Source organism: Kineosporiaceae bacterium, assembly GCA_016713225.1.
Lineage (GTDB): Bacteria > Actinomycetota > Actinomycetes > Actinomycetales > Kineosporiaceae > JADJPO01.
Genome location: JADJPO010000003.1, coordinates 544,303 through 568,079, shown reverse-complemented (window position 1 = coordinate 568,079; position 23,777 = coordinate 544,303). Strand labels below are relative to the sequence as shown.

16 protein-coding genes and 5 pseudogenes are annotated in these 23,777 nt (G+C 69.6%); 5 read left to right on the top strand and 16 right to left on the bottom strand.

What is annotated here, in order from left to right; translation table 11 throughout:
* Positions 1 to 68: 68 nt before the first annotated feature.
* Complete coding sequence (locus IPK24_13620; protein ID MBK8076563.1) at positions 69 to 1,430, bottom strand: replication-associated recombination protein A; 1,362 nt, start codon at positions 1,428 to 1,430, stop codon at positions 69 to 71.
* On the opposite strand from IPK24_13620, the gene IPK24_13615 reads away from it, so the two are divergent.
* Positions 1,429 to 3,738, top strand: coding sequence for an MMPL family transporter (locus IPK24_13615; GenBank protein MBK8076562.1), 2,310 nt, complete (start codon positions 1,429 to 1,431; stop codon positions 3,736 to 3,738). The genes IPK24_13620 and IPK24_13615 overlap by 2 nt on opposite strands.
* 19 nt (positions 3,739 to 3,757) lie before the next feature.
* Here IPK24_13615 and IPK24_13610 read toward each other — a convergent pair.
* The 7 genes and pseudogenes from IPK24_13610 to IPK24_13580 all read right to left on the bottom strand — a co-directional run bounded on the left by IPK24_13610 (position 3,758) and on the right by IPK24_13580 (position 8,446).
* Positions 3,758 to 4,754, bottom strand: a pseudogene (locus IPK24_13610) (Gfo/Idh/MocA family oxidoreductase).
* A 66-nt stretch (positions 4,755 to 4,820) separates the two neighbouring features.
* Positions 4,821 to 5,343: pseudogene (locus tag IPK24_13605) on the bottom strand (DsrE/DsrF/DrsH-like family protein).
* Positions 5,344 to 5,392: 49 nt separating this feature from the next.
* Complete coding sequence (locus tag IPK24_13600; protein MBK8076561.1) at positions 5,393 to 5,707, bottom strand: TusE/DsrC/DsvC family sulfur relay protein; 315 nt, start codon at positions 5,705 to 5,707, stop codon at positions 5,393 to 5,395.
* A 67-nt stretch (positions 5,708 to 5,774) separates the two neighbouring features.
* Positions 5,775 to 6,041 (bottom strand): DUF1641 domain-containing protein, encoded by a 267-nt coding sequence (locus tag IPK24_13595; GenBank protein ID MBK8076560.1) that lies wholly within the window; start codon positions 6,039 to 6,041, stop codon positions 5,775 to 5,777.
* Positions 5,999 to 6,460 (bottom strand): hypothetical protein, encoded by a 462-nt coding sequence (locus IPK24_13590; protein ID MBK8076559.1) that lies wholly within the window; start codon positions 6,458 to 6,460, stop codon positions 5,999 to 6,001. The genes IPK24_13595 and IPK24_13590 overlap by 43 nt, the downstream gene beginning before the upstream one ends.
* Positions 6,460 to 7,700, bottom strand: a pseudogene (locus IPK24_13585) (NAD(P)/FAD-dependent oxidoreductase). The gene IPK24_13590 and the pseudogene IPK24_13585 overlap by 1 nt, the downstream one beginning before the upstream one ends.
* Complete coding sequence (locus IPK24_13580) at positions 7,697 to 8,446, bottom strand: helix-turn-helix domain-containing protein (protein MBK8076558.1); 750 nt, start codon at positions 8,444 to 8,446, stop codon at positions 7,697 to 7,699. Before IPK24_13580 ends, IPK24_13585 begins: the two are co-directional and overlap by 4 nt.
* Positions 8,447 to 8,607: 161 nt before the next feature.
* Here IPK24_13580 and IPK24_13575 point away from each other — a divergent pair, with 161 nt between their 5' ends.
* Positions 8,608 to 9,723 carry a hypothetical protein gene (locus IPK24_13575; GenBank protein ID MBK8076557.1) on the top strand — a complete coding sequence of 372 codons (1,116 nt, stop codon included), beginning with the start codon at positions 8,608 to 8,610 and terminating at the stop codon, positions 9,721 to 9,723.
* Here the strand turns inward: IPK24_13575 and aspS are convergent.
* The 4 genes and pseudogenes from aspS to IPK24_13555 form a co-directional block, all read right to left on the bottom strand.
* Positions 9,638 to 11,428 (bottom strand): annotated as a pseudogene (gene aspS, locus IPK24_13570) (aspartate--tRNA ligase). The gene IPK24_13575 and the pseudogene aspS sit on opposite strands and share 86 nt — an antisense overlap.
* Before the next feature lie 99 nt (positions 11,429 to 11,527).
* Positions 11,528 to 12,514, bottom strand: a complete 987-nt coding sequence (locus tag IPK24_13565; protein ID MBK8076556.1) for an aldo/keto reductase — start codon at positions 12,512 to 12,514, stop codon at positions 11,528 to 11,530.
* Positions 12,515 to 12,733: 219 nt separating this feature from the next.
* Entirely contained in the window at positions 12,734 to 14,203 is a 1,470-nt protein-coding gene (locus IPK24_13560) for a histidine--tRNA ligase (GenBank protein ID MBK8076555.1), read from the bottom strand.
* A 3-nt stretch (positions 14,204 to 14,206) separates the two neighbouring features.
* A pseudogene (locus tag IPK24_13555) lies at positions 14,207 to 14,910 on the bottom strand (MBL fold metallo-hydrolase).
* Positions 14,911 to 15,082: 172 nt separating this feature from the next.
* Between IPK24_13555 and IPK24_13550 the strand changes: the two are divergent.
* The 3 genes from IPK24_13550 (at position 15,083) to IPK24_13540 (ending at position 17,874) form a co-directional block, all read left to right on the top strand.
* The gene (locus IPK24_13550; protein MBK8076554.1) at positions 15,083 to 15,850 is read left to right on the top strand and encodes a peptidylprolyl isomerase; all 768 of its coding nucleotides are present in this window, start codon (positions 15,083 to 15,085) and stop codon (positions 15,848 to 15,850) included.
* The gene (locus IPK24_13545; protein ID MBK8076553.1) at positions 15,801 to 17,117 is read left to right on the top strand and encodes a DUF349 domain-containing protein; all 1,317 of its coding nucleotides are present in this window, start codon (positions 15,801 to 15,803) and stop codon (positions 17,115 to 17,117) included. The genes IPK24_13550 and IPK24_13545 overlap by 50 nt, the downstream gene beginning before the upstream one ends.
* A gap of 142 nt (positions 17,118 to 17,259) precedes the next feature.
* On the top strand, positions 17,260 to 17,874 hold the full coding sequence (locus IPK24_13540) for a hypothetical protein (protein MBK8076552.1): 615 nt from the start codon (positions 17,260 to 17,262) through the stop codon (positions 17,872 to 17,874).
* Here IPK24_13540 and IPK24_13535 read toward each other — a convergent pair.
* Genes IPK24_13535 through secD form a run of 4 tightly spaced genes read right to left on the bottom strand, consistent with a single transcriptional unit; the run spans position 17,854 to position 23,754 of the window.
* Positions 17,854 to 20,244, bottom strand: a complete 2,391-nt coding sequence (locus tag IPK24_13535) for a bifunctional (p)ppGpp synthetase/guanosine-3',5'-bis(diphosphate) 3'-pyrophosphohydrolase (protein MBK8076551.1) — start codon at positions 20,242 to 20,244, stop codon at positions 17,854 to 17,856. The two genes, IPK24_13540 and IPK24_13535, sit on opposite strands and share 21 nt — an antisense overlap.
* Positions 20,245 to 20,261: 17 nt before the next feature.
* Entirely contained in the window at positions 20,262 to 20,792 is a 531-nt protein-coding gene (locus tag IPK24_13530) for an adenine phosphoribosyltransferase (GenBank protein MBK8076550.1), read from the bottom strand.
* Positions 20,793 to 20,794: 2 nt separating this feature from the next.
* A complete protein-coding gene (secF, locus tag IPK24_13525; protein ID MBK8076549.1) occupies positions 20,795 to 21,895 on the bottom strand; it encodes a protein translocase subunit SecF in 1,101 nt (366 codons plus the stop codon).
* Positions 21,895 to 23,754, bottom strand: a complete 1,860-nt coding sequence (gene secD / locus IPK24_13520; protein ID MBK8076548.1) for a protein translocase subunit SecD — start codon at positions 23,752 to 23,754, stop codon at positions 21,895 to 21,897. Before secD ends, secF begins: the two co-directional genes overlap by 1 nt.
* Positions 23,755 to 23,777 lie beyond the last annotated feature (23 nt).

The window sequence follows — 23,777 nt, the reverse complement described above, 5'->3', positions numbered from 1 at the left end:
CACCCTCGGTGATCATGTAATCCGTGCACGCTCGTGAATTCCTTCACGAGCGTGCACGGATTACATGATCACCGAGGATCTCGGCTCGACGGGGGGCGGCGGATGATGGCCCGCAGTCGCTCCAGCCGGGCGGCGATCTCCCGTTCGGCGCCCCGCTCGGTGGGGTGGTAGTACTCCGCGTCGGCGATCGCGTCGGGCGCGTACTGCTGTTCCACCACTCCTCGCGGATCGTCGTGGGCATAGCGGTAGCCGGTGCCGTGCCCGTGGCTGCGTGCCCCCGGGTAGTGCGCATCGCGCAGTGGCGCCGGAACCGGACCCGACCGGCCCGCGCGGATGTCGGCGATGGCCGCGTCGATGGCCAGGTAGGAGGCATTCGACTTCGGTGCCGTGGCGAGGTGAACCACCGCCTGGGCCAGGATGATCCGGGCCTCCGGCATGCCGATCATGGCCACGGCCTGGGCCGCGGCGACAGCCGTCTGCAGCGCGCTGGGGTCGGCCATGCCGATGTCCTCGCTCGCCGCGATCATGATGCGGCGCGCGATGAAGCGGGGGTCCTCCCCCGCCTCGAGCATCCGGGCCAGGTAGTGCAGCGAGGCATCCACGTCACTGCCGCGCATCGACTTGATCAGTGCGCTGGCCACGTCGTAGTGCTGGTCACCCGCGCGGTCGTAGCGCACCGCGGCCCGGTCGATGGCCTGCTCGGCCATCACCAGCGTGATCCGGTCCTCCCCCGCCGACAGCGCCGCACCGGCCGCCGCCTCCAGGGCCGTCAACGCGCGCCGCGCGTCCCCCCCGGCGATGCGCACCAGGTGCGCTGCGGCGTCCGGTTCGATCGCCAGCGTGCCCCCGAAGCCGCGCACGTCGTCCAGGGCGCGCTGCACCAGGGTGCGGATGTCGTCGTCGTCCAACGGCCGCAGGGTGAGCACGAGCGAGCGCGACAACAACGGCGCGACCACGCTGAACGAGGGGTTCTCGGTCGTGGCCGCGACGAGCACGACCCAACGGTTCTCCACTCCCGGTAGCAACGCATCCTGCTGAGCCTTGGTGAATCGGTGGATCTCGTCCAGGAACAGCACGGTCTGGCGGCGATTCAGCTGCGAGAGGTCGCGGGCGTCGTCCATGACCGCCCGCACGTCCTTCACCCCGGCGGTGACCGCCGACAACTCCACGAAGCGGCGTCCGGTCGCCCGCGAGACCACATGGGCCAGGGTCGTCTTACCGGTGCCCGGCGGACCCCACAGGATCACCGAGGCCGGCCCTGCCCGCCCGGACTCGCCCGGGGTGGTCTCGGCCAGCCGCCGCAGGGGCGAGCCCGGCTCGAGCAGATGGGCCTGGCCGACCAGTTCCTCGACGGCGCGCGGCCTCATCCGTACGGCCAGGGGGGCGGTACCCACCGGACGGCCGGCATCGTGCCCACCGTCAGGCCCCATGTCGGGTCCGGAGTCGGGGTCGGGTGCGAACAGGTCGTGCACACCTGCCACGCTATCTGCCGTGCTGCATTGGTTGGGTGGGCGGATCCATCGATCGGCCCGTTGGTTCGTGGCTGTCTGGCTCATCCTGCTGGTGTTCGCTTTCGCGGCCGCCAGCGGCGCGTTGGGCTTCACCGGCCTGTTCGAACGGCTGAAGGCGGGCGATGCCCCCACGGTTCCCGGCGAGAGCCGGGACGGCCAGGATCTGCTGGCCAGGGCCGATCCCGGCCAGACCTCGGTCATCCTGCTCGCCGAGGGCATCGACCCGGCGGCCCCCACCTTGCCCACGGTGCTGCAACCGGCCCGCGCCGAACTCTCCGCCGTACCGAACGTGGCGATGGTGGTCGACCCGTTCTTCCCCCCGGCCACCGCAGCCGCGCCGTCGATGTTCGTCTCCACGAACCGGACGGCGATCATCGTCAGCGTGCGCCTCGCACCCGAGCTGAGTGGGCCGGCGCAGGACGCGGTGACCGCGACCGTCGAGGATCACCTGAACCGCCTCGGCGCGCAGCTACGCACCGTGGGCGCCGACCGGATCACCATCGGCGGCGTCCAGCAACTGGTCGACGAGGTCAACAGCCAGGTGCAGGAGGACCTGCGCATCGGCGAGGCGATCGCCCTACCGATCAGCCTGGCGGTGATGGTGCTCGTGTTCGGCGGCCTGCTGGCCGCCGGCCTGCCGATCATCGGCGCGATCGCCTCGATCGGGGGCGGCCTGGCGAGCCTGCTGCTGTTCTCGCTGGCCATCGAGCTGGACTCGAGCGTCCCGAGCGTGGTGAGCGTGCTCGGGTTGGGGCTGTGCATCGACTACGGCCTGCTGCTGGTGAGCCGGTTCCGGGAGGAGGTCCGCCGGCTGCACCTGGAGAACGGGGATCGTCGGCGCCGTCCGGACGACGAGGTGATGCGGGGCGCCCTCGAGCACACCCTCGGGACGGCGGGACGTACCGTGCTCTTCAGCGGCATCACCGTCGCGATCAGTCTGTCCGGCCTGCTCTTCTTCCACGCATCGATCCTTCGGGCGGTCGGCGCGGCGGGGGTCAGTGTGGTCGTGGTGGCCGTCCTGGTGGCCATCACCCTGGTGCCCGCCCTGCTCGCCCTGGGCGGCACCCGATTGGTGCGCCCGGGCATCACCCACTGGATCCCGGGCCTGAATCGGCTGGCCCGGCGGCTGGGTGACATCGCCCCCGAGGAGGGTGCCTTCTCGCGGCTGGCCCGGCGGGTGCAGCGGCGTCCGGTCGTGGTGTTCCTGGGTTGCCTGATGGCCCTGGCAGCCGCCGCGTGGCCGGTGCTGGGCATCGAGGTGGTCACCACGGGCACCTCGATCCTTCCCCCCGCCTCCCAGCAACGACACCTGTTCGACACCATGGAAGCCTCCTTCCCCGCGCTGAATCCGGCCCCCATCCGGATCGTGGGCCGCGACGCCGCGGCGGTGAAGGCGCTGGCCGCCCGCGCCGCCTCGGTCGAGGGGGTCTCCACCGTCGAGCCGGTGCAAGTGATCGGTGAGGGGGCCGACCGCATCGCCGTCGCCGGGGTCCGGCCGGACGGCGACCCCCGCCTCAGCGCGGGCCGGGACGTGGTCGACCGGATCCGGGAGCTGCGCGGCGACAACAGTCCGATCCTGGTGACCGGCGAGACCGCGGTGGTGCGCGACTTCATGGCCGACATCGCCCACCGCGCTCCCCTGGCGGTCGGCGTCGTGGCGCTCACGACGGTCGTGCTGCTGTTCCTGATGACCGGCTCGATCCTGATCCCGATCAAGGCGCTGGTGATGAACACCGTCTCGCTCGGGGCGAGCTTCGGCGTCCTGGTCTGGATCTTCCAGCAGGGCCACCTGGAAGGGTTGCTGGGCTTCACCTCGACCGGCGGCATCGACCAGACCGTGCCGGCGCTGGCCTTGGCCTTCGCGTTCGGGCTGTCGATGGACTACGAGGTGTTCCTGCTGTCTCGGATCAAGGAGACCCGTGATCAGCTCGGCGGAGCCGGCCCCGGCGTCAACGACGCCGCGGTGCGCCAGGGGCTGCAGCACTCGGGCCGCATCATCACCTCGGCCGCACTCATCGTGGTGATCGTCTTCGCCGGGTTCGCGGCGGGCAAGCTGCTCATCATCAAGCAGCTCGGGGTTGCCCTGGCGGTGGCGGTCGCGGTCGACGCCACGCTGGTTCGCATGCTCTTGGTACCCGCGACGATGACCCTGCTGGGCGAGTGGAACTGGTGGGCGCCCGAACCGTTGCGCCGATTGCACGAACGGTTCGGCATCCGCGAGGGCTAGCGGGCCGGGCGGCCGGCCGTCAGCGGGCGGCCGCGAAGACCGCCTCGATGACCCGCAGGTTGGCGATCGAATCCTGCGGGCTCACCGCCGGTGGCGCGCCGTCCAGCACGTGGGCGGCGAAGGCATCGGCCTGGGTGGCGTACTGGTCGGCCACCGGGATGTCGATGCGCCGTACGGCCGGGTCGACCGGCGGCGCCCCGCCGTGGGTGAGCGTCAGGTGGGTCGGCCGGTCGGTCGGGATGTTGAACGGGATCCACAGCTCGATACGTCCGGCCTCGCCCATGATGTGCACCCATTGCCCGTCCTCGATCGAGGTGGCACAGGCGAACGTCGCACTGCCGGTGGGGAATCGCAGCAGCCCGGCGGTCACGGTGTCGGTTCCGAACGTGCCTCGAAGCGTGACGACGCTCCAGGGTGGCGCCGACCACCTCGGGTTCGGCATCGAACAGCCAGCGCGCCGAGCTGATCGCGTAGCAGCCGACGTCGTAGAGCGCGCCGCCACCGAACTGGACGACGTTGCGGATGTCGCCGGGGTCGAGGTTGTGGTAGCCGAAGAAGGTCTGGACGTGCCGCAGGGTGCCGATCTCGCCCGAGGCAACCAGGCGCTTGGCCTCGAGCCAACTCGGATGGGTGCGGTACATGAAGGCCTCGACCACCTTCACCCCGTGGCGTTGGGCCTCGGCGAACACCGTCTCGGCCTCGGCCGCGGTCAGCGCGAACGGCTTCTCGGCCAGCACGTGCTTGCCCGCCCGGATCGCCGCCAGGTTCCACTCGGCGTGCAGGTGGTTGGGCAACGGGTTGTAGACGGCGTCGATGTCGGGGTCGGCCAACAGCGCCTCGTAGGAGCCGTGGGCGCGTGGGATCCCCAGGCGGGCCGCCGCCGCCTCGGCGGTGCTCGACGAGCGCGAGGCGATGGCGTCCACCCGGCACCGGGTGGACGAGGCGATCCCCGGGATCACCTTGGTCGTCGCGATCATGGCGGTCGAGATCACGCCGAGGCGCAGCACGTCGGTCATGCGGGCATTGTGACCGGTTCGGATCGGGTGTGGTGCCCGCGATCCGAACCGGTCGGGCGAGTCGACTCAGACGAACAGCAGCTGAGCGCCCTTGGTCAGCTCGATGAAGTCGGCCGCGGTGATGATGCCCTCGACGTCGTCGCGCAGGTCGGGCATGTCCACCTTGAACATGTCGGCCGACAACTTGCAGGCCCACAGGTGGCCACCGGCCGCGGTGATCAGGTCGAGGAACTCCGGGCACCTCGGGCACGCCGAGGTCGGCGATCTGCTTCTTGAGCATCTTGGTCGCCATGCCGGTCATGGCCGGGGCCAGCGCTTGCGGCATGTGCAGGTCGCTGCCGGGCAGGTGCATCGCGGCGTTGCCGGCGGGGCTGAACTGCAGGTCGTTCATCCGGGACTTGATGATCATGTCGAAGCCCCAGAAGGTGAAGAAGAGGTGCGTCTCGACGCCCTCCCCCAGCGCGGCATTGCCCAGGATCAGCCCCGGGTAGGCCATGTCGAGGTTGCCCTTGGAGCAGATGATGGCGAGCTTGCGATCCTCGTCATCGTCGTCGAACGACGGGATGATCGGGGCGGTTTCGGCGGTCATGGCGTGACTTCCCTTGCAGGAGTGTGTGTTCGAGGGGTGTGGACGGGGCTCAGACGCAGCCGTGTGGCTTCGGCACGCCGGCGATGTAGGACATCTTGCGTCCCGGCTTCTTCGGGAACAGGACGAACTGCTCCTTGATCGGGATGCCTGCGACCTGCTGCACCCGGCGGGTTGTGGGGGTCTCACCCTGGGCCTTGAAGTCCTCCCGCAGGAAGTGGATGACCTTCCAGTGGGCATCGGTCAGGTCGATGCCGATGTTGGCGGCGAGCACCTTGGCCAGGTCCTCGTCCCACTCGTCGTACTCGGTGAGGAAGCCCTCGTCGTTGACGGTGATGGACTTTCCGTTGATGGTGGTGACCGGCATGGCTGCTCAGCCCTTTCGTGACGGGTTCTTGTGGTCCTTGGACTTCTTGCGGGCGCCCGGCTCGGCCTCACCGGCAGCCCCCCAGGTCGCCGAGCACCGCGAGGGTGCGCGACAGACCGCGCCGCACCTGCGGATCACGCATCTGCGACAGCAGTTTCACGGCGGATGGCGGTGGTGCCTCGTCGACCTCCTGGATGTCGGAGATCGCGGTCGAGAGGAAGTGCATGATCTGCGGCTGGGTCATCTGCTGCACCGTCTTGAGGATCAGCACCACGTTGGCACCCAACGCCTTCAGGTCCTCCTCGCCGAAGGAGGTGACGACCTCGTTCGCCACGTGCGCCCCGCCCCGCAAGAAGGTGAAGTACCCTTCTCCTCCGCCTGGGCCAGCGCCGACGACAGGGCGCCGACCCCGGCCCCGGTCAGTGAGGTCGCCTCGTGCACCAGTTCACTGGCCGGGCCCACCTGGCTCAGCAGGGCCTCGAGCTGGGGCAACGCCCGAACCGCGGTGCGGGCGAAACGCAGCAGGTCCTCGACCGTCACCTCGGTGCTGAGCTCCTCCAGCTCACGCGAGGCCACCGTCATGGCGCCTTGCGCGACCGGCATGAGCTCGTGGGTCAGTTCGCGCCAGCGGTCACGCTCGAGGGCCGTGGCCTCCAACTGGTCGGACACCCGCACCAGCTGAGCCTCGATCCGGTCCAGTCGATGAGCGAGGTCAACCGCCTGGTCAACGGGAACCGTTGTGGCCGTGGACATCACACGTCCTCCCGCATCTTCCCGGCCATCGACATCAGGGCGGGCACCGGCAACTCCTTGCCGGGCAGCAGGATGTTCCAGTAGATCCAGCGGAACATGACCTTGCCCCAGTGGTTCATCTCGGTCTCCTTCAGCAGGCTGAAGGGCCGACCCCGGGCAGCGGGTACTTGCCGGGCAGTGGCTCGGTCTCGTAGTTGAAGTCGATCAGCAGACCCTTGCCGTGACCGGTCTCGATGAAGCAGTTGGCGTGGCCGTCGAACTTGTTGGTCATCGCCAGGCCCTGCACGTGGCGCAGGAAGTTCTCGGGGAACAGGTCCATGGCGAAGTGCGCCACCGAGCCGGCCTTGGAGGCAGGGATGTCACTCGCATCGCCGATGGCGAAGATGTTGTCGTACTTCTTCGAGAGCAGGGTCTCCTTGTCCACCGCGACGTAGTTCAGGTCGTCGCCCAGCCCGGAGCGGGCGATCATGTCCGAGCCCATGTTGAGGGGGACGGTCACCAGGAGATCGAAGGGGATCTCCCGCTCGTCGTAGGAGACCAGGGCCTTGGCCTCGGGATCGATCCGCTCGACCATGAAGTCCGACTCCAGCAGGATCTTGCGGTCGTCCAGCATGTCCCCGAGGTACTTGCTCGCCACCGGCTTGGTGAAGGCGCCCTCGAGCGGGGTCACATAGGTGATCTCGACCCGGTCACGCATTCCCTGTTCGGTGAAGAACGCGTCCGCCAAGAAGGTGAACTCCAACGGTGCCACCGGGCACTTGATGGGCATCTCGGTGATGTGCACCACCAGCCGACCGCCCTGCCAGCCACGCAGCTTCTCGGCCAGCGCGCAGGCTCCCTCGTAGGTGTAGAACTCGTGAACCGTGTCTCGCCAGACGGCCTCGTCGTCCATGCCCGGGGTCTGGTCCGGGCGAGGAGTCGTACCGGTCGCGATGATCAGGTAGTCGTAGTCCAGCCGGGCTCCGTCCATGAGCAGCACGTGGTTCTCATCCGGCACGATCCGGTCGACCTCGGTGGTCACCAGGTCCACCCCAGCGGGCAGGAAGCGCTTCGTCGGCTTGCGCACCTCATCGGGCTGGTAGATGCCGAACGGCACGAAGAGGTAGCCCGGCTGGTAGTAGTGCACCTCGTCCGGGTCGACGACAGTGATCTTCCACTCAGAGGCGGACAGACGAGGCCGCAGCTTGTTCACCGCCATCGTGCCCGCCGTACCGGCACCGAGGACCAACAGGCGCTTCATGATGCGTTCCTTCCCTGAGGGATGTGCGAGGTCTGTGATGGTTGTGGAGTCCGGGTGTGGACCCGGGACAATGTGGCGGCCACCCTGGGCAGTGCTGCCAGTACGCGAGCCCGCTCGGCGTCGTCCAGGTCGTAGAGGCCCTGGGGCACGCCGACCGGGTCGGGCGAGTCGGCGGACATCCTGGGGGCGATTCCGCCGGCCAGGACCATGCCGACGAGCGAGCTTCCGGAGCGGATGAACGCCCGCGCACACTCGAAGCCGTGTTGACCGGTGTGCAGCGTGGGCTCGAACCGGGGGTCGTCGGCCAGTTGCTGCCACTCCTGAGCGCAGGTCTCCAGCAGCGTCGGATCGTCCAGGCGCTCCGCGAACCAGGGGCAGGGGTTGGACACCTCGGTGATCGGAACACCGTCCATATCGGTGACCACCATCATCACGCCGAGCAGATCGGCAGCGACCTGGGTGACCGCGGCCGCGAGGTCGACGTCGAGCGACGACCGCACGGCAGGCTCATCGACCCTCCGGGCCGGGAGGATCTCGGCGACACTCGCCGTCCCCAACGGGGCAGATCCATCGAGTAGTGCCTGGATGTCCGCCGCCGGGAACCGCCACTGCCGCCCGATCTTGATCGCCGACAGCCGGCCGTCCTCCGCCATCCGGTAGACGGTCGAACGGTCGACATGAAGCAGCTCCTGCACGTCATGCGCACTCAGCAGTGCCTTTCCTGCCGTCTTCTGCCGCTCCTGCATGTCATGCACATTAGGCAATCGGGCAGGCCCACTCCCCGGCTGAAGGTCCCTCGCACCCCCTGCCACCCAGTGATCCGCCTCACCCCGTGATCATGCAATCCGCGCACAAAACACCCGTGATCATGCAATCCGCGCACGCCTGTGGATAACTTTCGAGGCACTTGACCGATTTCGGTCAGGCTGGCCAGGTGGCTAGTCACCGCGCCCTCTACCTCCTGGCCTGCCTGCCCCGGACACCCTTCCTGCGCAGGGCCGCAGTCGACAGCGGCCATTCCCGCCGCGCCTTGAGCCAGCTGCTCGAGGAAGGTCTGTTGCGCGAGCCCCTTCGTGGCGTCCTCGTCCGTGCGGATGCGGAGGACGACGTCGGTCTCCGGGCGGCGGCCGCCGCCCTCGTTCTGCCTCCTGGCGCCGCCGTCTGCCGAGCGACCGCGGCCTGGTTGTTCGGCATCGATGCTCGGCGACCGGGAACGCATCGCGACCTGCCGCCCCTCGAATGCGCCGTCCCCATCGGACACAGCCCGGTGCGCCGCCCTGAGATCCGTTGCTACACCACAGATCTGCGCGATGAGGATCTCACGACCGTCCAGGGAGTCCGCTGCGTGCGGCCGGCCCGGACCGCCATCGACCTGGCGCGCTGGTCGATGCCGGGCGTCGGACTCCGGGGTGCTCGATGCCATGGCGCGCCGCAACCTGGTGCAGCCGACCGAGCTCGGCGCGCTGGTCGAGCGGTGGAACGGCGCCCGATACATCGATCAGGCTCGCCGCCTCATCAGCTGGTGCGATCCGCGCGCGGAGTCCCCCGGCGAGTCGTGCACGCGGCTGCGGCTGCTCGAGGCCGGATTCCCGCCGCCGCAGCTCCAGATCAGTCTGCAGGACGAGCTCGGTCGAGAGGTGCGGCGGCTCGATCTCGGCTACCCGAACGTGCGCTACGCCATCGAGTACGACGGCGAGGAGTTCCACGATGCCCCCGGCGCCGCGGAGGCCGATCGGCTGCGCCGCGACGAGGTGGCCCACCGATGGGGGTGGACCATCCTGCCCGTTCGCAAGAACCTCGTCTTCGGGCCATCCATGGCACTGGAGTTCGCCGTCGGCGAGGCCTTGGGTATGAGCCCGAGCATCGGCCGCCGCGCGTGGTGACCAGAACGTGCACGACTTGCATGATCACCACACAAACGTGCACGGATTACATGATCACCGGGGGGTGGGGGTGTCGGGGGGGGGGGTGGGGGTGGGGGCGGGGGTGTCGACGCCGGCTTCCTTGCGCTGCTCCGGGGTGATGGGGGCTGGGGCGCCGGTGAGCGGGTCGAAGCCACCACCGGACTTCGGGAAGGCGATGACGTCGCGGATCGACTCGGCCCCGGACAGCAGCATCACCACGCGGTCCCAGCCCAGGGCGATTCCGCCATGCGGCGGGGCGCCGTACTTGAACGCCTCCAACAGGAACCCGAACTTCTCCTGCGCCTGCTCGCCGGTGATGCCCATGACGGCGAACACCCGCTCCTGGACGTCGCGGCGATGGATACGGATCGACCCACCGCCGAGTTCGTTGCCGTTGCAGACGATGTCGTAGGCATAGGCCAACGCGGCGCCCGGGTCCTCCTCGAACCGGTCGATCCACTCCGGGGTGGGCGAGGTGAAGGCGTGGTGCACCGCCGTCCACGCCCCGCCGCCCACCGCGACGTCCCCGCTCGCCCGCGCCGCAGCGCTGGGCTCGAACAGCGGGGCATCGACGATCCAGACGAACGACCAGGCGGACTCGTCGATCAAGCCCACCCGGCGAGCCACCTCGAGCCGGACGGCGCCCAGCAGCGCGCGCGAGGCGGCCGTTGCCCCGGCGGCGAAGAACACACAGTCCCCCGGCTTCGCACCGACCTGGGCGGCCAAGCCGGCACGCTCGGCGTCCGTCAGGTTCTTGGCGACCGGACCACCCAGGGTGCCGTCCTCACCGACCAACACGTACGCCAGGCCCCGGGCGCCGCGCTGCTTGGCCCAGTCCTGCCAGGCGTCCAGCGTCTTGCGCGGCTGCGAGGCGCCGCCGGGCATGACCACGGCGCCGACGTACTCGGCCTGGAACACTCGGAAGGACGTGTTCGCGAAATAGCCCGTGCAGTCGACGAGTTCGAGTCCGAATCGCAGATCGGGCTTGTCGCTGCCGTAGCGGGCCATCGCGTCGGCGTAGGTCATGCGGGCGATCGGCAGCGTGATCTCGTGCCCGATCAGCCGCCACATCGCCACCAGGAGCTGCTCGGTCAACGCGATGACGTCGTCCTGCTCGACGAAGCTCATCTCGATGTCGAGCTGGGTGAACTCCGGCTGCCGGTCGGCGCGGAAGTCCTCGTCGCGGTAGCAGCGGGCGATCTGGTAGTAGCGCTCCATGCCGGCGACCATGAGCAGCTGTTTGAACAGCTGTGGGCTCTGCGGCAGGGCGTACCACGAGCCGGGCGACAACCGAGCGGGCACGACGAAGTCGCGCGCGCCCTCGGGGTCGAGCGGGTCAGGGTCGGGGTCTCGATCTCGACGAAGTCATGGGCGTGCAGCACCTCTCGCGCCGCCCGGCTCACCTCGCTGCGCAATCGCAGTGCCGCGGCCTGCTTCGGCCGGCGCAGGTCGAGATAACGGTGGCGCAGCCGCGCCTCCTCGCCGATCTCGATGTGCTCATCGATCTGGAACGGCAACGGGGCCGCCTCGCCGAGCACCTCGACATCCTTGGCGACGACCTCGATCTGCCCGGTCGCCAACGCCTCGTTCTCGTTTCCCTCCGGACGCCGGTTCACCTCACCGGTGACCCGCAGGCAGGACTCGGTGCGCAGGTGCGCGGCCAGCGACTCGTCGCGCACCACCACCTGAGCGGTGCCCGAGGCGTCGCGCAGATCGATGAAGGCGACGCCGCCGTGATCGCGCCGCCGTGCCACCCACCCGGCGAGTGATGGTCTGGCCGACGTGGTCGACTCGCAGCGAGCCGGCCTGATGGGTGCGCAACACGGTACGGATCCCTTTCGTTCACGGTGGGTCCGTCGATCCTACGCGGGCACGGGCCGCGCGCCGTTCACGATTCACCCCGAGCGGCCCGCGCCGCGAACCTCACCAGCGCTCGTGTACGTGCTCGCGAATGTGCCGGTCGTAGACGTCCCGGACGGCGGTGAGCTGCTCGGGCGTCAGCGGGGCGAGTTCGGCGGCCTCGGTGTTGAACCGCGACTGGCGAGCCGTACGCGCACCGGGGATCACCACGCTCACGCCCGGCTGGTCGATGACCCAGCGCAACGCGAAGGCCGCCATCGAGACACCCTCGGGCACCACGGCCGACAACTCCCGGGCCGCCTTGACCCCCACCTCGAACGGCACGCCGGAGAAGGTCTCGCCGATGTCGAACGCCTGGCCCTCGCGATTGAACGTGCGGTGATCATCCGGCCCGAAGACGGTGGTCTCGTCATAGCGCCCCGCCAGCAGGCCGCTGGCGAGCGGCACCCGGGCGATGATGCCGACGCCGGCCTCGCGGGCCGCCGGCAGCACGGCGTCCAACGGCTTGAGCCGGAAGGCGTTGAGAATGATCTGAATGGTCGCCACGTTCGGCCGGGCGATGGCGGCCAGGGCTTGCTCACAGGTCTCGACCGAGACCCCGTAGGCGGCGATCGCGCCCTGCCCGACCAACGTGTCCAGAGTGTCGAACACGGCGTCCGCGGCATAGACCTCGGGTGGCGGGCAGTGCAGCTGCACCAGGTCGAGGGTCTCGGTGCGCAGGTTGGTGCGGCTCCGGTCGATCCAGGCCCGCAGGTTCGCCGGGGTGAAGGCCTCGGCGACGTGCGGATCGGCGCGTCGTCCGGCCTGGTGGCGACCATCACCTCCACCTCCGGACTGATCGCCCGGAACCGGGCGATCAGCTGCTCCGCTGCGCCCATCGCCGTAGACGTCGGCGGTGTCGAAGAAGGAGCCTCCGGCGTTCACGGCGGCGTCCAGGATGGCAAGGGCGTCACGATCGTCGAGCTGACCCCAGTCGGCGCCCAGCTGCCAACAGCCGAGCCCGATCACACCGATATCGCGGCCGGTGCGGCCGAGTGTGCGGTTCTCCACGCAGGTCACGATAAGCCCACCCCCGCCCGAGCAAGGTCAAGTCGGGCCAGCGGAACGCCGATCCCTCGTTCGTGTTGAGCCTGGACGACCGTGCCCGGATGCGGGCTGCGCTGGCCTTCGACATCGTGCTGTTCGCGGCGTCCTGCCCGACGTGTGGCGGCGAGGCGGAATGGCTGCAACAACGCGAGGACACCCGACTGCGGACCCAGATCACCTGTTTCACCCCGAATTGCGTACCCCCTGAGGGTGTTCCAGAGGTACCCCGGCCCCGCCGGGAGGCGGCGGATCCGGCTGACAACGGCTAGTCCGCGCTGATGATCCGGGGTTCAGGTCCGCGGCCGGGGGCTGCCAGGTGGCCGGGTCGGCGTCCACCTGCTCACCGCTGCGAATGTCCTTGACGCTCCCCGATGAGATATCTGCGGACGGCGCGTCGCCGACGCCCGCGGCCGGAAACCACACGTACGGGATGCCGCGCCGGTCCGCGTACCGGATCTGCTTGCCGAACTTGTCGGCGGACGGCGCCACCTCGGCGGCGATCCCGCGCCGGCGCAATGCCGCGGCCACCCGACCGGCGGCCACCCGAGAACCCTCGTCGGTCAGGGCCACCAGGACGCACGTCGGCACGCTGCGGCTCGCCGTGAGCTGCCCTCGGGCGAACAACGGCCCCAGGGTGCGAGTGAGACCGAACGAGATCCCCACGCCGGGATAGGTCGTGGACCCGTCGCTGGCCAGCGACTCGTAGCGCCCGCCCGAGCAGACCGAGCCCAGGTGCTCCAGCGAGGCCATCCGGGTCTCGTAGACCGTGCCGGTGTAGTAGTCCAGACCGCGAGCGATCCGCAGGTCGGCGTGGATCCGCACCCGCTCGGTCGCCAGCGCCGCGGCACCGTCGATCACCGCCACCAGTTCGGCGATGCCCTGATCGAGCAGGTCGTGCTTCACCCCGAGGGCGCCGACGCGTTCGGCGAAGGAGCTGTCGGGCGTGCAGATCTCGGCCAGGTCCAGGCACGCCTGGGACTCGGCGGCACTCAGTCCGACCGCCCGCAGCAGGTCGCGCACGCCGTCCGGGCCGATCTTGTCGAGCTTGTCCACCGCGCGCATCACCGCGGGCACGTCCTGGGCTCCCAGGCCCAGGTAGAACCCCTCGATGAGCCGCCGGTTGTTGACCTGCAGGGTCAACGGCGGCACCGGCAGGGCCGCCAGCGCCTCCGTCATCACCTGGGCGATCTCGACGTCGTGGTGGAACGGCAAAGACCCGGCGCCGACGATGTCGACGTCGGCCTGGCAGAACTCGCGGTAGCGACCCTCCTGGGGTCGCTCCCCCCGCCACACCTTCTGGATCTGGTAGCGCCGGAACGGGAACTGCAGCTTGCCGGAGTTCTCCAGCACGTACCGCGCGAACGGCACCGTGAGGTCGAAGTGCAGACCCAGACGCTTGGCCTCGGCATGGGCGGCCTCGGCCCCCTCGCCCCCTTCGTTCTCGTCGGCGTGCAGCCGGCGCAGGACGTAGACCTCCTTGTCGATCTCGCCCTTGCGCAACAGCTCGGCCAACGGCTCGGCGGCCCGCGTCTCGATCGGGGCGAACCCCCAGGACTCGAAGGTGCGCCGGAGCGAATCGATGACCTGCTGCTCGACCATGCGCTGAGGCGGCAGCCACTCGGGAAAGCCGGACAGCGGTGCGGGTCGTGCCATCGGTCAGCCTCTCGCTTCACGCAGGTAGGGGTTGCTCGCCCGCTCCCGGGCGATGGTGGTCGCCGGCCCGTGCCCGGGCAGCACCAACGCGCCGTCCGGCTGGGCCAGCACCTTGGTGCGCAGCGAGCGCATCATGGCCGCGTGGTTCCCGCCCGGCAGGTCGGTGCGCCCGATGCTGCCCGCGAACAGCACGTCGCCGCTGATCAGGGTCGAGGTGATACCGCTGTCGGCGGGCACGCCCTCGGGAACGGCGTCCAGCGCGAACATCACCGAGCCCTCGGTGTGGCCGGGCGCGTGGATCACCGTGGTGGTCAGCCCCGCCAGCTCGACCTGCTCGCCGTCGCCCACCAGCCGGACGTCGTCCGGCTCGGTCCAGCGGCCTTGTCGCCGAACTGCTGCTCGAGCATCATCACGAGCTCGGGATCGAGGGTGCGCAGCGGGTCCTTCAGCCGGTAGCGGTCATCGCCGTGGATCAGCGCCGGCACACCGTGGCCACCGCACACCGGGGTCACCGAGTAGACGTGGTCGGCGTGCCCGTGCGTCAGCAACACCGCGGCCGGGCGCAGCCGGTACTCGGCAAGTACCTCGGCCAGGGTGTCGAGCACCCCGATCCCGGGGTCGATGATCAGGCACTCCTGCCCCGCCGAGGGCGCCAGGAGGTAGCAGTTGGTGGCGAAGGCCGCCGCGGGGAATCCGACCAGGAGCACGCCGAGAGCCTACCCAGTACCGCCGATCCGCCCGGCGCCCGGCCGAAGGACGGGCGAACACCCACGTCAGGGCCGATGCCGCCTACACTTGCCCCGCACACCGACGGGTAGGGAGGGTGGGCGTGTCGCCCAGCAGCCGCGAGAAGGAATACGCCCGACGCCGCTACGAGAAGTGGCAGGAGCGTCAGGACACCAAGGCCGCGCAACTCGCGGCAGCCCGTCGACGGGCCGTGATCGCCTCGGTCGCGGTCATCGCCGTGCTGGGCATCGTCGGCGCGGTGGCGTTCTTCGCCCAGCGATCCGACTCCTCCCAGACGGCGGCGGCGCAGCCTCGGCGGCCACGAGTGCTTCGGTGGATGCGAACAACCCGTGCGCCAAGCCCGCCGACACCCTGCCTGCCGCGACCACGTTCGAGAAGGCGCCGGACGCCGCGACGGCGCAGGGCAAGACCTGGAAGCTCGCGGTCGAGACCAGTTGCGGCGACCTCGCGATCACCCTGGACGGCGCCAAGGCACCCCAGGCGGTGGCCAGCACGATCTTCCTGGCGGACAAGGGGTTCTACGACAACACCCGGTGCCACCGGCTCACCACCGAGGGGATCTTCGTCCTGCAGTGCGGCGATCCCCAGGGCACCGGCGGCGGCGGTCCGGGCTACAGCTACGGCCCGGTGGAGAACGCCCCCGCGAACAACGTCTATCCCGCCGGTACGGTGGCCGTGGCACGCCAGGGCGGCAAGGGCGACAGCATCGGTAGCCAGTTCTTCCTGGTGTACAAGGACTCGACCATCCCCAGCGATTCAGCCGGTGGCTACACGGTGATCGGAAAGATCGTCGGGGGGATGGATGTGGTGGAGAAGGTTGCGGCAGGTGGAGTGCTCGGCGGCGGGAGCGATGGCGCCCCGGCCCGGGCCGTGGCCATCACCGGGACAACGGTCAGCTGACGAAGGACGGGCAGCGGTGAGTGCAGAGCAGTGGGGCCGGGTGGACCCCGATGGCACGGTCTGGGTACGCACGGCCGCAGGTGAGCGTGCGGTCGGCTCCTACCCGGGTGCCGCCGAGAGCGATGCGCTGGCCTACTTCGCCCGCAAGTACGACGACCTGTCGGCCCAGGTCTCGCTGCTGGAGCAGCGGATCGCGGCCGGCCATGTCACGGGATCGGCCGCGTCGTCCGCGATCGCCAAGTTGGTCGCGGCGATCACCGACGCCAATGCGGTCGGCGATCTGGAGGCGCTGCTGACCCGGCTGACGGCGCTCGAGCCGCTGGCCGAGGCACGCAAGCACGAGGCCGATCAGGCCCGGGCCGCCGCCAAGGCCGAAGCCCTGGCCGTACGCACCGGGCTGGTGGAGGAAGCCGAGGCCCTGGTCGCCGTCGAGCCCGAGCGGTTGCCGTGGAAGGCCTCCGGTGACCGGCTGCGCGAGCTGTTCGACCTGTGGCGCACCATGCAGCGCGAGAACCGCCTCGACAAGCACACCGAGGACGAGCTCTGGAAGCGCTTCAGCCACGCGCGCACCACCTTCGACCGCAGGCGCCGCCAACACTTCGGCGCCCTCGACGAACAGCGCACTCAGGCGCGCAGCGTCAAGGAGAAGATCGTGCTGCGGGCCGAGGAACTGTCGGCCACCACGGACTGGAACGCCGGTGCCTCCGGGTTCCGCGAGCTGATGAATCAGTGGAAGGTCGCCCCCCGCGCGGGTCGACGCGACGAGGAACAGCTGTGGGGCCGGTTCCGGGCCGCCCAGGACACCTTCTTCGCGGCGCGCAACGTCGCCGTCGACGAGGCCGACTCCGCGTTCCGGGCCAACCTGGAGGTCAAGGAGTCGCTGCTGGTCGAGGCCGAGGCCCTGCTCCCGATCAAGGACGTCGCGGCGGCCCGTTCCGCGCTGCGCGACCTGCAGGACCGCTGGGACGCCGCGGGCAAGGTGCCCCGCGCCGACATGGGCCGGGTGGAGGGTCGGCTGCGGGCCGTCGAACAGGCGATTCGGGACGCCGAACAGGTGCGTTGGACACGCAGCAACCCCGAGGCCCGGGCCCGGGCGCAGGACGCCGTCGCCCAACTCGAGCACACCATCGCCTCGTTGCAGACCAAGCGGGACAAGGCGCTGGCGGCGGAAAACCAGCGCGGCGTCACCGAGGCCGAAGCCGCCATCGCCGCCCGTCAGGAGTGGTTGGAGCAGGCTCGCGCCGCCCTGGCCGAGTTCGGCGGCTGAGTCCCCACCGCTCCCGCACCACCGTAGGCCGGGCTCGCAACAACCTCGGCGTTGCGTCCACACGAGGCCTCGGCAGCGGAGTTGTCCACAGGCGCCGTGGACTGGGTGGCGTGCAGGTCGATGCCCGCGCCACAGTCGACTCATGACAGCCGACACCATCGATCTCGCCCAACCGTTCATCCCCGAGGACCGGCATCGGGCCGAGATGAGTCGGCTCGTGGGCGACGGCCTGCTGCGGCGGGTCACCGGGCGCGTCCTGGTGCGCTCCGATGTGCCGGACACGCTGGCATTGCGCGCACGCGCCGTCCAACTGGCCCTCGCCGGGCCCGGACCGCGCTCCAGCGACGAGGTGATCGACCGGGGCGTGGTCGGGTTTCGGACCGCGCAGTGGGTCCATGCGGGCGGTGACTGCGGCCCCGAGGACTGCGGCATCGACCTGGTGATCGCGCCCGGCACCCACCGGCCACGTCTGCGTGGGGCCGTGGTGCACGAGCACCGGCTCGGGCCACGCGATGTCGACACGATGTGCGGGGTACGCCTCACCACTCCGGTGCGCACCGCCGCCGACCTGGTCCGCACCCTGCCGGGCGATCAGGCGCTCGTCGCGCTCGACCGGCTTCGCATCACGTGCGGGGTGCGCGCGATCGACGTGGTGGAGCAGTTCGACCGGATGCCCCGGTGTCGCGGCGTGGCCCGAGGCCGGCGCCTGGTGCATGCCTGGGCCACCTCGTGGGCCTCAGCCGCGCTTGGCGGATGACACCCCGGTGATCCGATAGGCGTCGACCACACCCTCGACCTTGCGGACGGCGGCCATCACATGGTCCAGGTGCGTCGGGTCGCCCATCTCGAAGGTGAACTTCGAGATCGCCATCCGGTCACCGCCGGTGGTCAGGTTGGCCGCCAGGATGTTGAGGTGGTTGTCGGACAGCACCCGGGTGATGTCCGCCAGCAGCCGGTTGCGGTCCAGGGCCTCGACCTGGATCTGTACCAGGAACAGGCTGCCTGTGTTGCGCGACCACTCGACCTCGACGATCCGCTCCGGCTCGGCCTGTAGGCCGCTGATGTTGCCGCAGTCGGCGTGGTGCACCGAGACGCCGCTGCCGCGGGTGACGAACCCGATGATCTGGTCGCCGGGCACCGGGGTGCAGCACTTGGCGAGCTTGACCCAGACGTCCTCGACGCCTCGGACGATGACCCCCGGACCGCCCAGTCGGGTCCGGCGGGCCCGACTCGGGGTGGCCGCCTCCGCCAGGTCCTCTTCGGCGCCCTCCTCACCGCCCAGGGTCTGAACCAGGCGCGTGACCACGCTCCCCGCTGCGGCGTGGCCCTCGCCCACCGCGGCGTAGAGCGAGGAGACGTCGGGGTAGCGCATCTCTTGGGCGAGCGAGACCAGCGACTCGTGGGACAGCAGTCGCTGGATCGGCAGCCCTTGCTTGCGCATCGCCTTGGCGATGGCATCCTTGCCCTGCTCGATGGCCTCCTCGCGCCGTTCCTTGGAGAACCACTGCCGGATCTTGTTGCGGGCCCGGGGACTGCGCACGAAGGTGAGCCAGTCGCGGCTCGGGCCCGCGCCGTCCGCCTTCGAGGTGAAGATCTCGATCATGTCGCCGTTGTCGAGCATGCTCTCCAACGGGACCAGCCGGCCGTTGACCCGAGCGCCCATGCAGCGATGACCGACCTCGGTGTGCACCGCGTAGGCGAAGTCGACCGGCGTCGAGCCCGAGGGCAGCGCCACCACGTCGCCCTTGGGCGTGAAGACATAGACCTCTTGGGCGTTGATCTCGAACCGCAGCGAGTCGAGGAACTCCCCCGGGTCGCTGGTCTCGCGCTGCCACTCGAGCAACTGGCGCAGCCAGACCATGTCGTTGGCCGAGCTGTCGCCGTCACGCCCGGTGCGGTTCGGATCGTCCTTGTACTTCCAGTGCGCCGCGACGCCGTACTCGGCACGTCGGTGCATCTGGTGGGTGCGGATCTGAATCTCGACCTGACGCCCCTCGGGACCGATCACCGTGGTGTGCAGTGACTGGTACATGTTGAACTTGGGCATCGCGATGTAGTCCTTGAACCGCCCCGGCACCGGGTTCCAGCGCGCGTGCAACGCCCCCAGCACGGCGTAGCAGTCACGGACGGACTCGACCAGCACCCGTACGCCCACCAGGTCGTAGATGTCCGCGAAGTCGCGGCCACGCACGATCATCTTCTGGTAGACGGAGTAGTAGTGCTTGGGGCGACCGGTGACGATCGACTTGATCTTGGCGGCACGCAGATCCGCGCTCACCTGCTCACGGACCTGGGCCAGGTAGTCCTCACGGGCCGGCGCCCGCTCGGCCACCAGGCGCACGATCTCGTCGTAGATCTTGGGATAGAGCGTGGCGAACGAGAGGTCCTCGAGTTCCCACTTGATGGTGTTCATGCCGAGCCGGTGAGCCAGCGGGGCATAGATCTCGAGCGTTTCGCGCGACTTGCGTTCGGCAGAAGCCTGCGGCACGTACCGCCAGGTGCGGGCGTTGTGCAACCGGTCGGCCAGCTTGATCACCAGCACCCGGATGTCGCGGGACATCGCCACGACCATCTTGCGCACGGTCTCGGCCTGCGCCGCATCGCCGTAGGTGACCTTGTCGAGCTTGGTCACCCCGTCGACCAACATCGCGACCTCTTTGCCGAACTCCTTCTCGAGCGCATCGAGGGTGTAGGCGGTGTCCTCGACCGTGTCGTGCAACAGCGCGGCCACCAACGTCGGTGCGGTCATGCCCAGCTCGGCCAGGATCGAGGCCACGGCGACCGGGTGGGTGATGTACGGGTCGCCACTCTTGCGCTTCTGCCCGGCGTGGGCCTTGGCCGCCACGTCGAAGGCACGTTCCAGAATGCTCAGGTCGGCCTTGGGGTGGGTGGCTCGCACCGTGCGCAAGAGTGGGTCGAGCAGTGGTGAGGTACTCGACCCCCGGCCCGAGCCGAAGCGGGCGATGCGCGACAACACCCGGCTGGTGGTGGGCAGGGCCTCGCTACCCGCGATTTGGCGATGCCGGGGCTGCGCTGCAGGGCCGGTGGCCTCGGCCGGTTCGGCGGCAGGCGCATCCGGCGAGCCCACGACATCCGTCGCTGCTGCGGTCACTGCCTCCTCGGCCATCTGCCGAGTGTACGAGGTCAGAGTGAGAGGAGTGCCCGTACGCCGCACCCTTGCAGCCGACGGCGGCCCTCCAGGGCGATCAACTCGATCAGCACGGCCACGTCGACGACCTCGCCCCCGAGGCGGCGCACCAGGTCACAGGCAGCGGCCGCGGTTCCCCCGGTGGCCAACACGTCGTCCAAGACCAGAACCCGTTGGCCCGGGTGGATCGCGTCGGTGTGGAGCTCGATCTCTGCCTGACCGTACTCGAGGTCATAGGCCGCGGCCACGGTGCTGTGCGGCAGCTTGCCGCGTTTGCGGGCCGGAACGAACCCAACGCCCAGGGCCAGGGCCACCGGCGCCGCCAGGATGAACCCGCGCGCCTCGATCCCCACCACGACGTCGATCGTGGCCACACCAGCAGCACCGCGATACGGGGCAGCGAACGCCTCGACCACCTCGGCGAACGCCGGCCCGTCGGCGAGCAGCGGGGTGATGTCACGGAACATGATCCCCGGGGAGGGGTAGTCGGGGATCTCCCGGATCCGCGAGAGCAGATCGAGGGCCATGCTCACCGGCCCTTGCGGCGCGGCTGCTGTCGCTGACCGCGGGCGACCTCGCCCGAGGGTTCGCTCGTCAACGGATCACCCGAGGCCACCACCCCGGCGGCCACCGGCTCGGCCACCTCGCCCCGCGGCCCCTCGGCGCGACGCCGGCGCACCCGCTCGGCCTGTGCCTTCAGCTCGGGCTCACGCTCACGCAACTGCACCAACAACGGGGTGGCGATGAAGATCGAGGAGTAGGTACCGGCCGCAATCCCGACGAACAGCGACAGGGCGATGTCCTTCAGCGTGCCGGCACCCAACAGGTAGGCGCCGATGAACAGGATCGAGGCCACCGGCAGCAGCGCCACCACCGAGGTGTTGATCGAACGCACCAGGGTCTGGTTCACCGCGAGGTTGGCCGCCTCACCGAAGGTGCGCTTGCTGGACGTCGCGATGAACTCGGTGTTCTCGCGCACCTTGTCGAACACCACGACGGTGTCGTACAGCGAGTAGCCCAGGATGGTCAGGAAGCCGATCACCGAGGCCGGGGTGACCTCGAAGCCCACCAGGGCGTACACCCCGACGGTGAGGATCAGGTCGTGGATCAGCGCCACCAGACCCGAGACGGCCATGGTCCAGGTGCGGAAGTACACCGCGATCACCAGCGCGACCAGCGCCAGGAAGACGAACAGGCCGATCAGCGCCTGGCGGGTGACGTCGGATCCCCAGGTGGGGCCGACGAAGCTGCGCGAGACGCTCTCCGGCGGAACCTGGTAGGCCTTGGCCAGGGCGTTCTGCACCGATGTCAGCTCAGCATCGGTGATCTTGTCGGACTGCACCCGGATGCTGTCCGAACCCAGCTTCGTCACCAGGGGCCGGGCGCCGGGCACGACGGAGGTGACGGCCTCCGCGCCGACCGTGTCACTCGTGATGGCCGTGCCGGAGATCCGGAACTCGGTGCCGCCCCGGAACTCGATGCCGGGGTTCAGCTTGTTGATGCCGACCGCAGCGATACTGATGATCATCAAGACGGCGGCGATCAGGTACCAGAGCCGGCGCCGACCGACGAAGTCGATCGAGCGGCGTCCGGTGTAGAGGTCGTTGCCGAAGGCGGCGAAACTCGGCATCAGGCGTTCCCTTCCCCGGCGTCGCCGTCCGGCGTCGAGGCGGGTGGTCCGTCGAGAACCTTGGTGGACGTCGCGCCCCCCGATCGTTCGGCGGCGGCACGTTCGGCCGCGGCACGACGTTCGGCGATGGTCGAACCGGGCGTGGCTGGTGCCACACCCGCCTTCTTCACCGGCGGCCGGGTGGTGCCCCGACCGGTGTACTGCACCGCACGGCCCAGGTGCTCGGCGTCGAAACCGGACAGCCTGTGGCCGCTGCCGAAGAAGTGGGTGCGCGACAGGAAGGTGACCATGGGCTTGGTGAAGAGGAACACCACGAGGACGTCGATCACCGTGGTCAACCCGAGGGTGAACGCGAATCCGCGCACACTGCCCACGGCCAGGACGAACAGCACCACAGCGGCCAGCAGGCTCACGGCGTCCGAGATCAAGATGGTGCGCCGGGCGCGTTGCCAGGCCAACTCGACCGCGGTGGCCAAGGCTCGGCCCTCGCGGACCTCGTCACGGATGCGTTCGAAGTACACGATGAACGAGTCCGCGGTGATGCCGATGGCCACGATCAGACCGGCGATACCGGACAGGCTGAGCCGGAGCCCCGCCCGCCAGCCCAACATGACGACGATGCCGTAGGTGATCACCCCGGCGACGATCAGGCTGAAGACCGTCACCATGCCCAGGGCGCGGTACTGCAGCAACGAGTACACGACCACCAGCACCAGGCCGATCAGCCCGGCCAGCAGCCCGTTGCGCAACTGTTCGGCGCCCAACGTGGCCGAGATCTGGTTCTCGGTCGCCACCTGGAACGAGATCGGCAGCGCACCGAACTTGAGCTGGTTGGCCAAGGTCTGAGCCGTGACCTGCGTGAAGTTTCCGGTGATCTGCGCCCGGCCGTCCACGATCGCCGACTGCGTCACGGGCGCCGAGATCACGCCGTTGTCGAGCACGATGGCGAATCGGTTGCGCGGGTCCTGGAGTGCGACCAATCGGGTGGTCACTTTGCCGAACTGGTCGGCGCCGGTGCTGTCGAACTCGAGGTTGACCTGCCAGTTGTTGGTGGTCTGACCCTGCTGGGTCACCTCCAGCCCGGCGGTGGCCCCGGTGACGTTCTTGCCGCGCACCTCGACCGGGCCGAGCGCGTACTTGCTGCCGTCGTCCTCGCAGGCCACGAACGGCTTGGCCGGGTCGTTGACCTGGTTCTGGGACTTCAACCGCCCGGCGGCCGTGCTGCAGTCGGTGGCGTCCCACACCGTGGCCACGTCAGCGGTGAGCCATGCCTCGTCGCTGGCATCGGTCGGTTTGGGGTTCGGGGACGTCGCGGGGCTGGCTGCGGCGCTCGCCGCACCGGTCGGCGTGGGGGTGCCGGCCGCCAGCAGCCCGCCACCGTTGGCCGATGAGGTCACCGAGGGGTTGCCGGACGCTGCTGCCGAGGCCTTGCTCGACGCTGCCGGGCTCGGGCTCGCCGAGCCGGAGGGTGTACCCGTCGGGGTCGGGGTGGGCACTGTCGGTTGCTGTGCCACGAGCACCGGCCGGAACTCGAGGGCGGCCGACTTGCGGATCGACTGCCGCGTGGCCTCGTCGATGTTCTTGCCGGGCAGGGTGACCACGATGCTGTCGGTGCCCTGCGTGGTGATCTCGGCCTCGGTCACACCCGACCCGTTCACCCGCTGCCGGATGATCTTGACCGCTTCCTCGATGGTCGTCGCCGTGATCTGGCCCGACTGGCCTGCCTGAGGCACGGCCTTGAGCACCATCTCGACGCCACCGTCGAGGTCGAGGGCCAGCTTGGGTGTCCACTGACCATTGCTCCAGAGGGCGCCGCCGGCGATCAGGCCGTACAGGACGGCCACGATGCCGAGGAGCACGCCGAGGGAACGCCCCGGCCGGG

Coding starts and splice junctions, on each gene's coding strand:
- IPK24_13615 (MBK8076562.1), top strand. CDS start 1,429: ATGTCGGGTCCGGAGTCGGGGTCGGGTGCGAACAGGTCGTGCACACCT.
- IPK24_13620 (MBK8076563.1), bottom strand. CDS start 1,430: ATGGGGCCTGACGGTGGGCACGATGCCGGCCGTCCGGTGGGTACCGCC.
- IPK24_13600 (MBK8076561.1), bottom strand. CDS start 5,707: ATGCCGGTCACCACCATCAACGGAAAGTCCATCACCGTCAACGACGAG.
- IPK24_13590 (MBK8076559.1), bottom strand. CDS start 6,460: ATGTCCACGGCCACAACGGTTCCCGTTGACCAGGCGGTTGACCTCGCT.
- IPK24_13580 (MBK8076558.1), bottom strand. CDS start 8,446: ATGCAGGAGCGGCAGAAGACGGCAGGAAAGGCACTGCTGAGTGCGCAT.
- IPK24_13560 (MBK8076555.1), bottom strand. CDS start 14,203: ATGGCACGACCCGCACCGCTGTCCGGCTTTCCCGAGTGGCTGCCGCCT.
- IPK24_13545 (MBK8076553.1), top strand. CDS start 15,801: ATGGCGCCCCGGCCCGGGCCGTGGCCATCACCGGGACAACGGTCAGCT.
- IPK24_13540 (MBK8076552.1), top strand. CDS start 17,260: ATGACAGCCGACACCATCGATCTCGCCCAACCGTTCATCCCCGAGGAC.
- IPK24_13535 (MBK8076551.1), bottom strand. CDS start 20,244: ATGGCCGAGGAGGCAGTGACCGCAGCAGCGACGGATGTCGTGGGCTCG.
- IPK24_13530 (MBK8076550.1), bottom strand. CDS start 20,792: ATGGCCCTCGATCTGCTCTCGCGGATCCGGGAGATCCCCGACTACCCC.
- secF (MBK8076549.1), bottom strand. CDS start 21,895: ATGCCGAGTTTCGCCGCCTTCGGCAACGACCTCTACACCGGACGCCGC.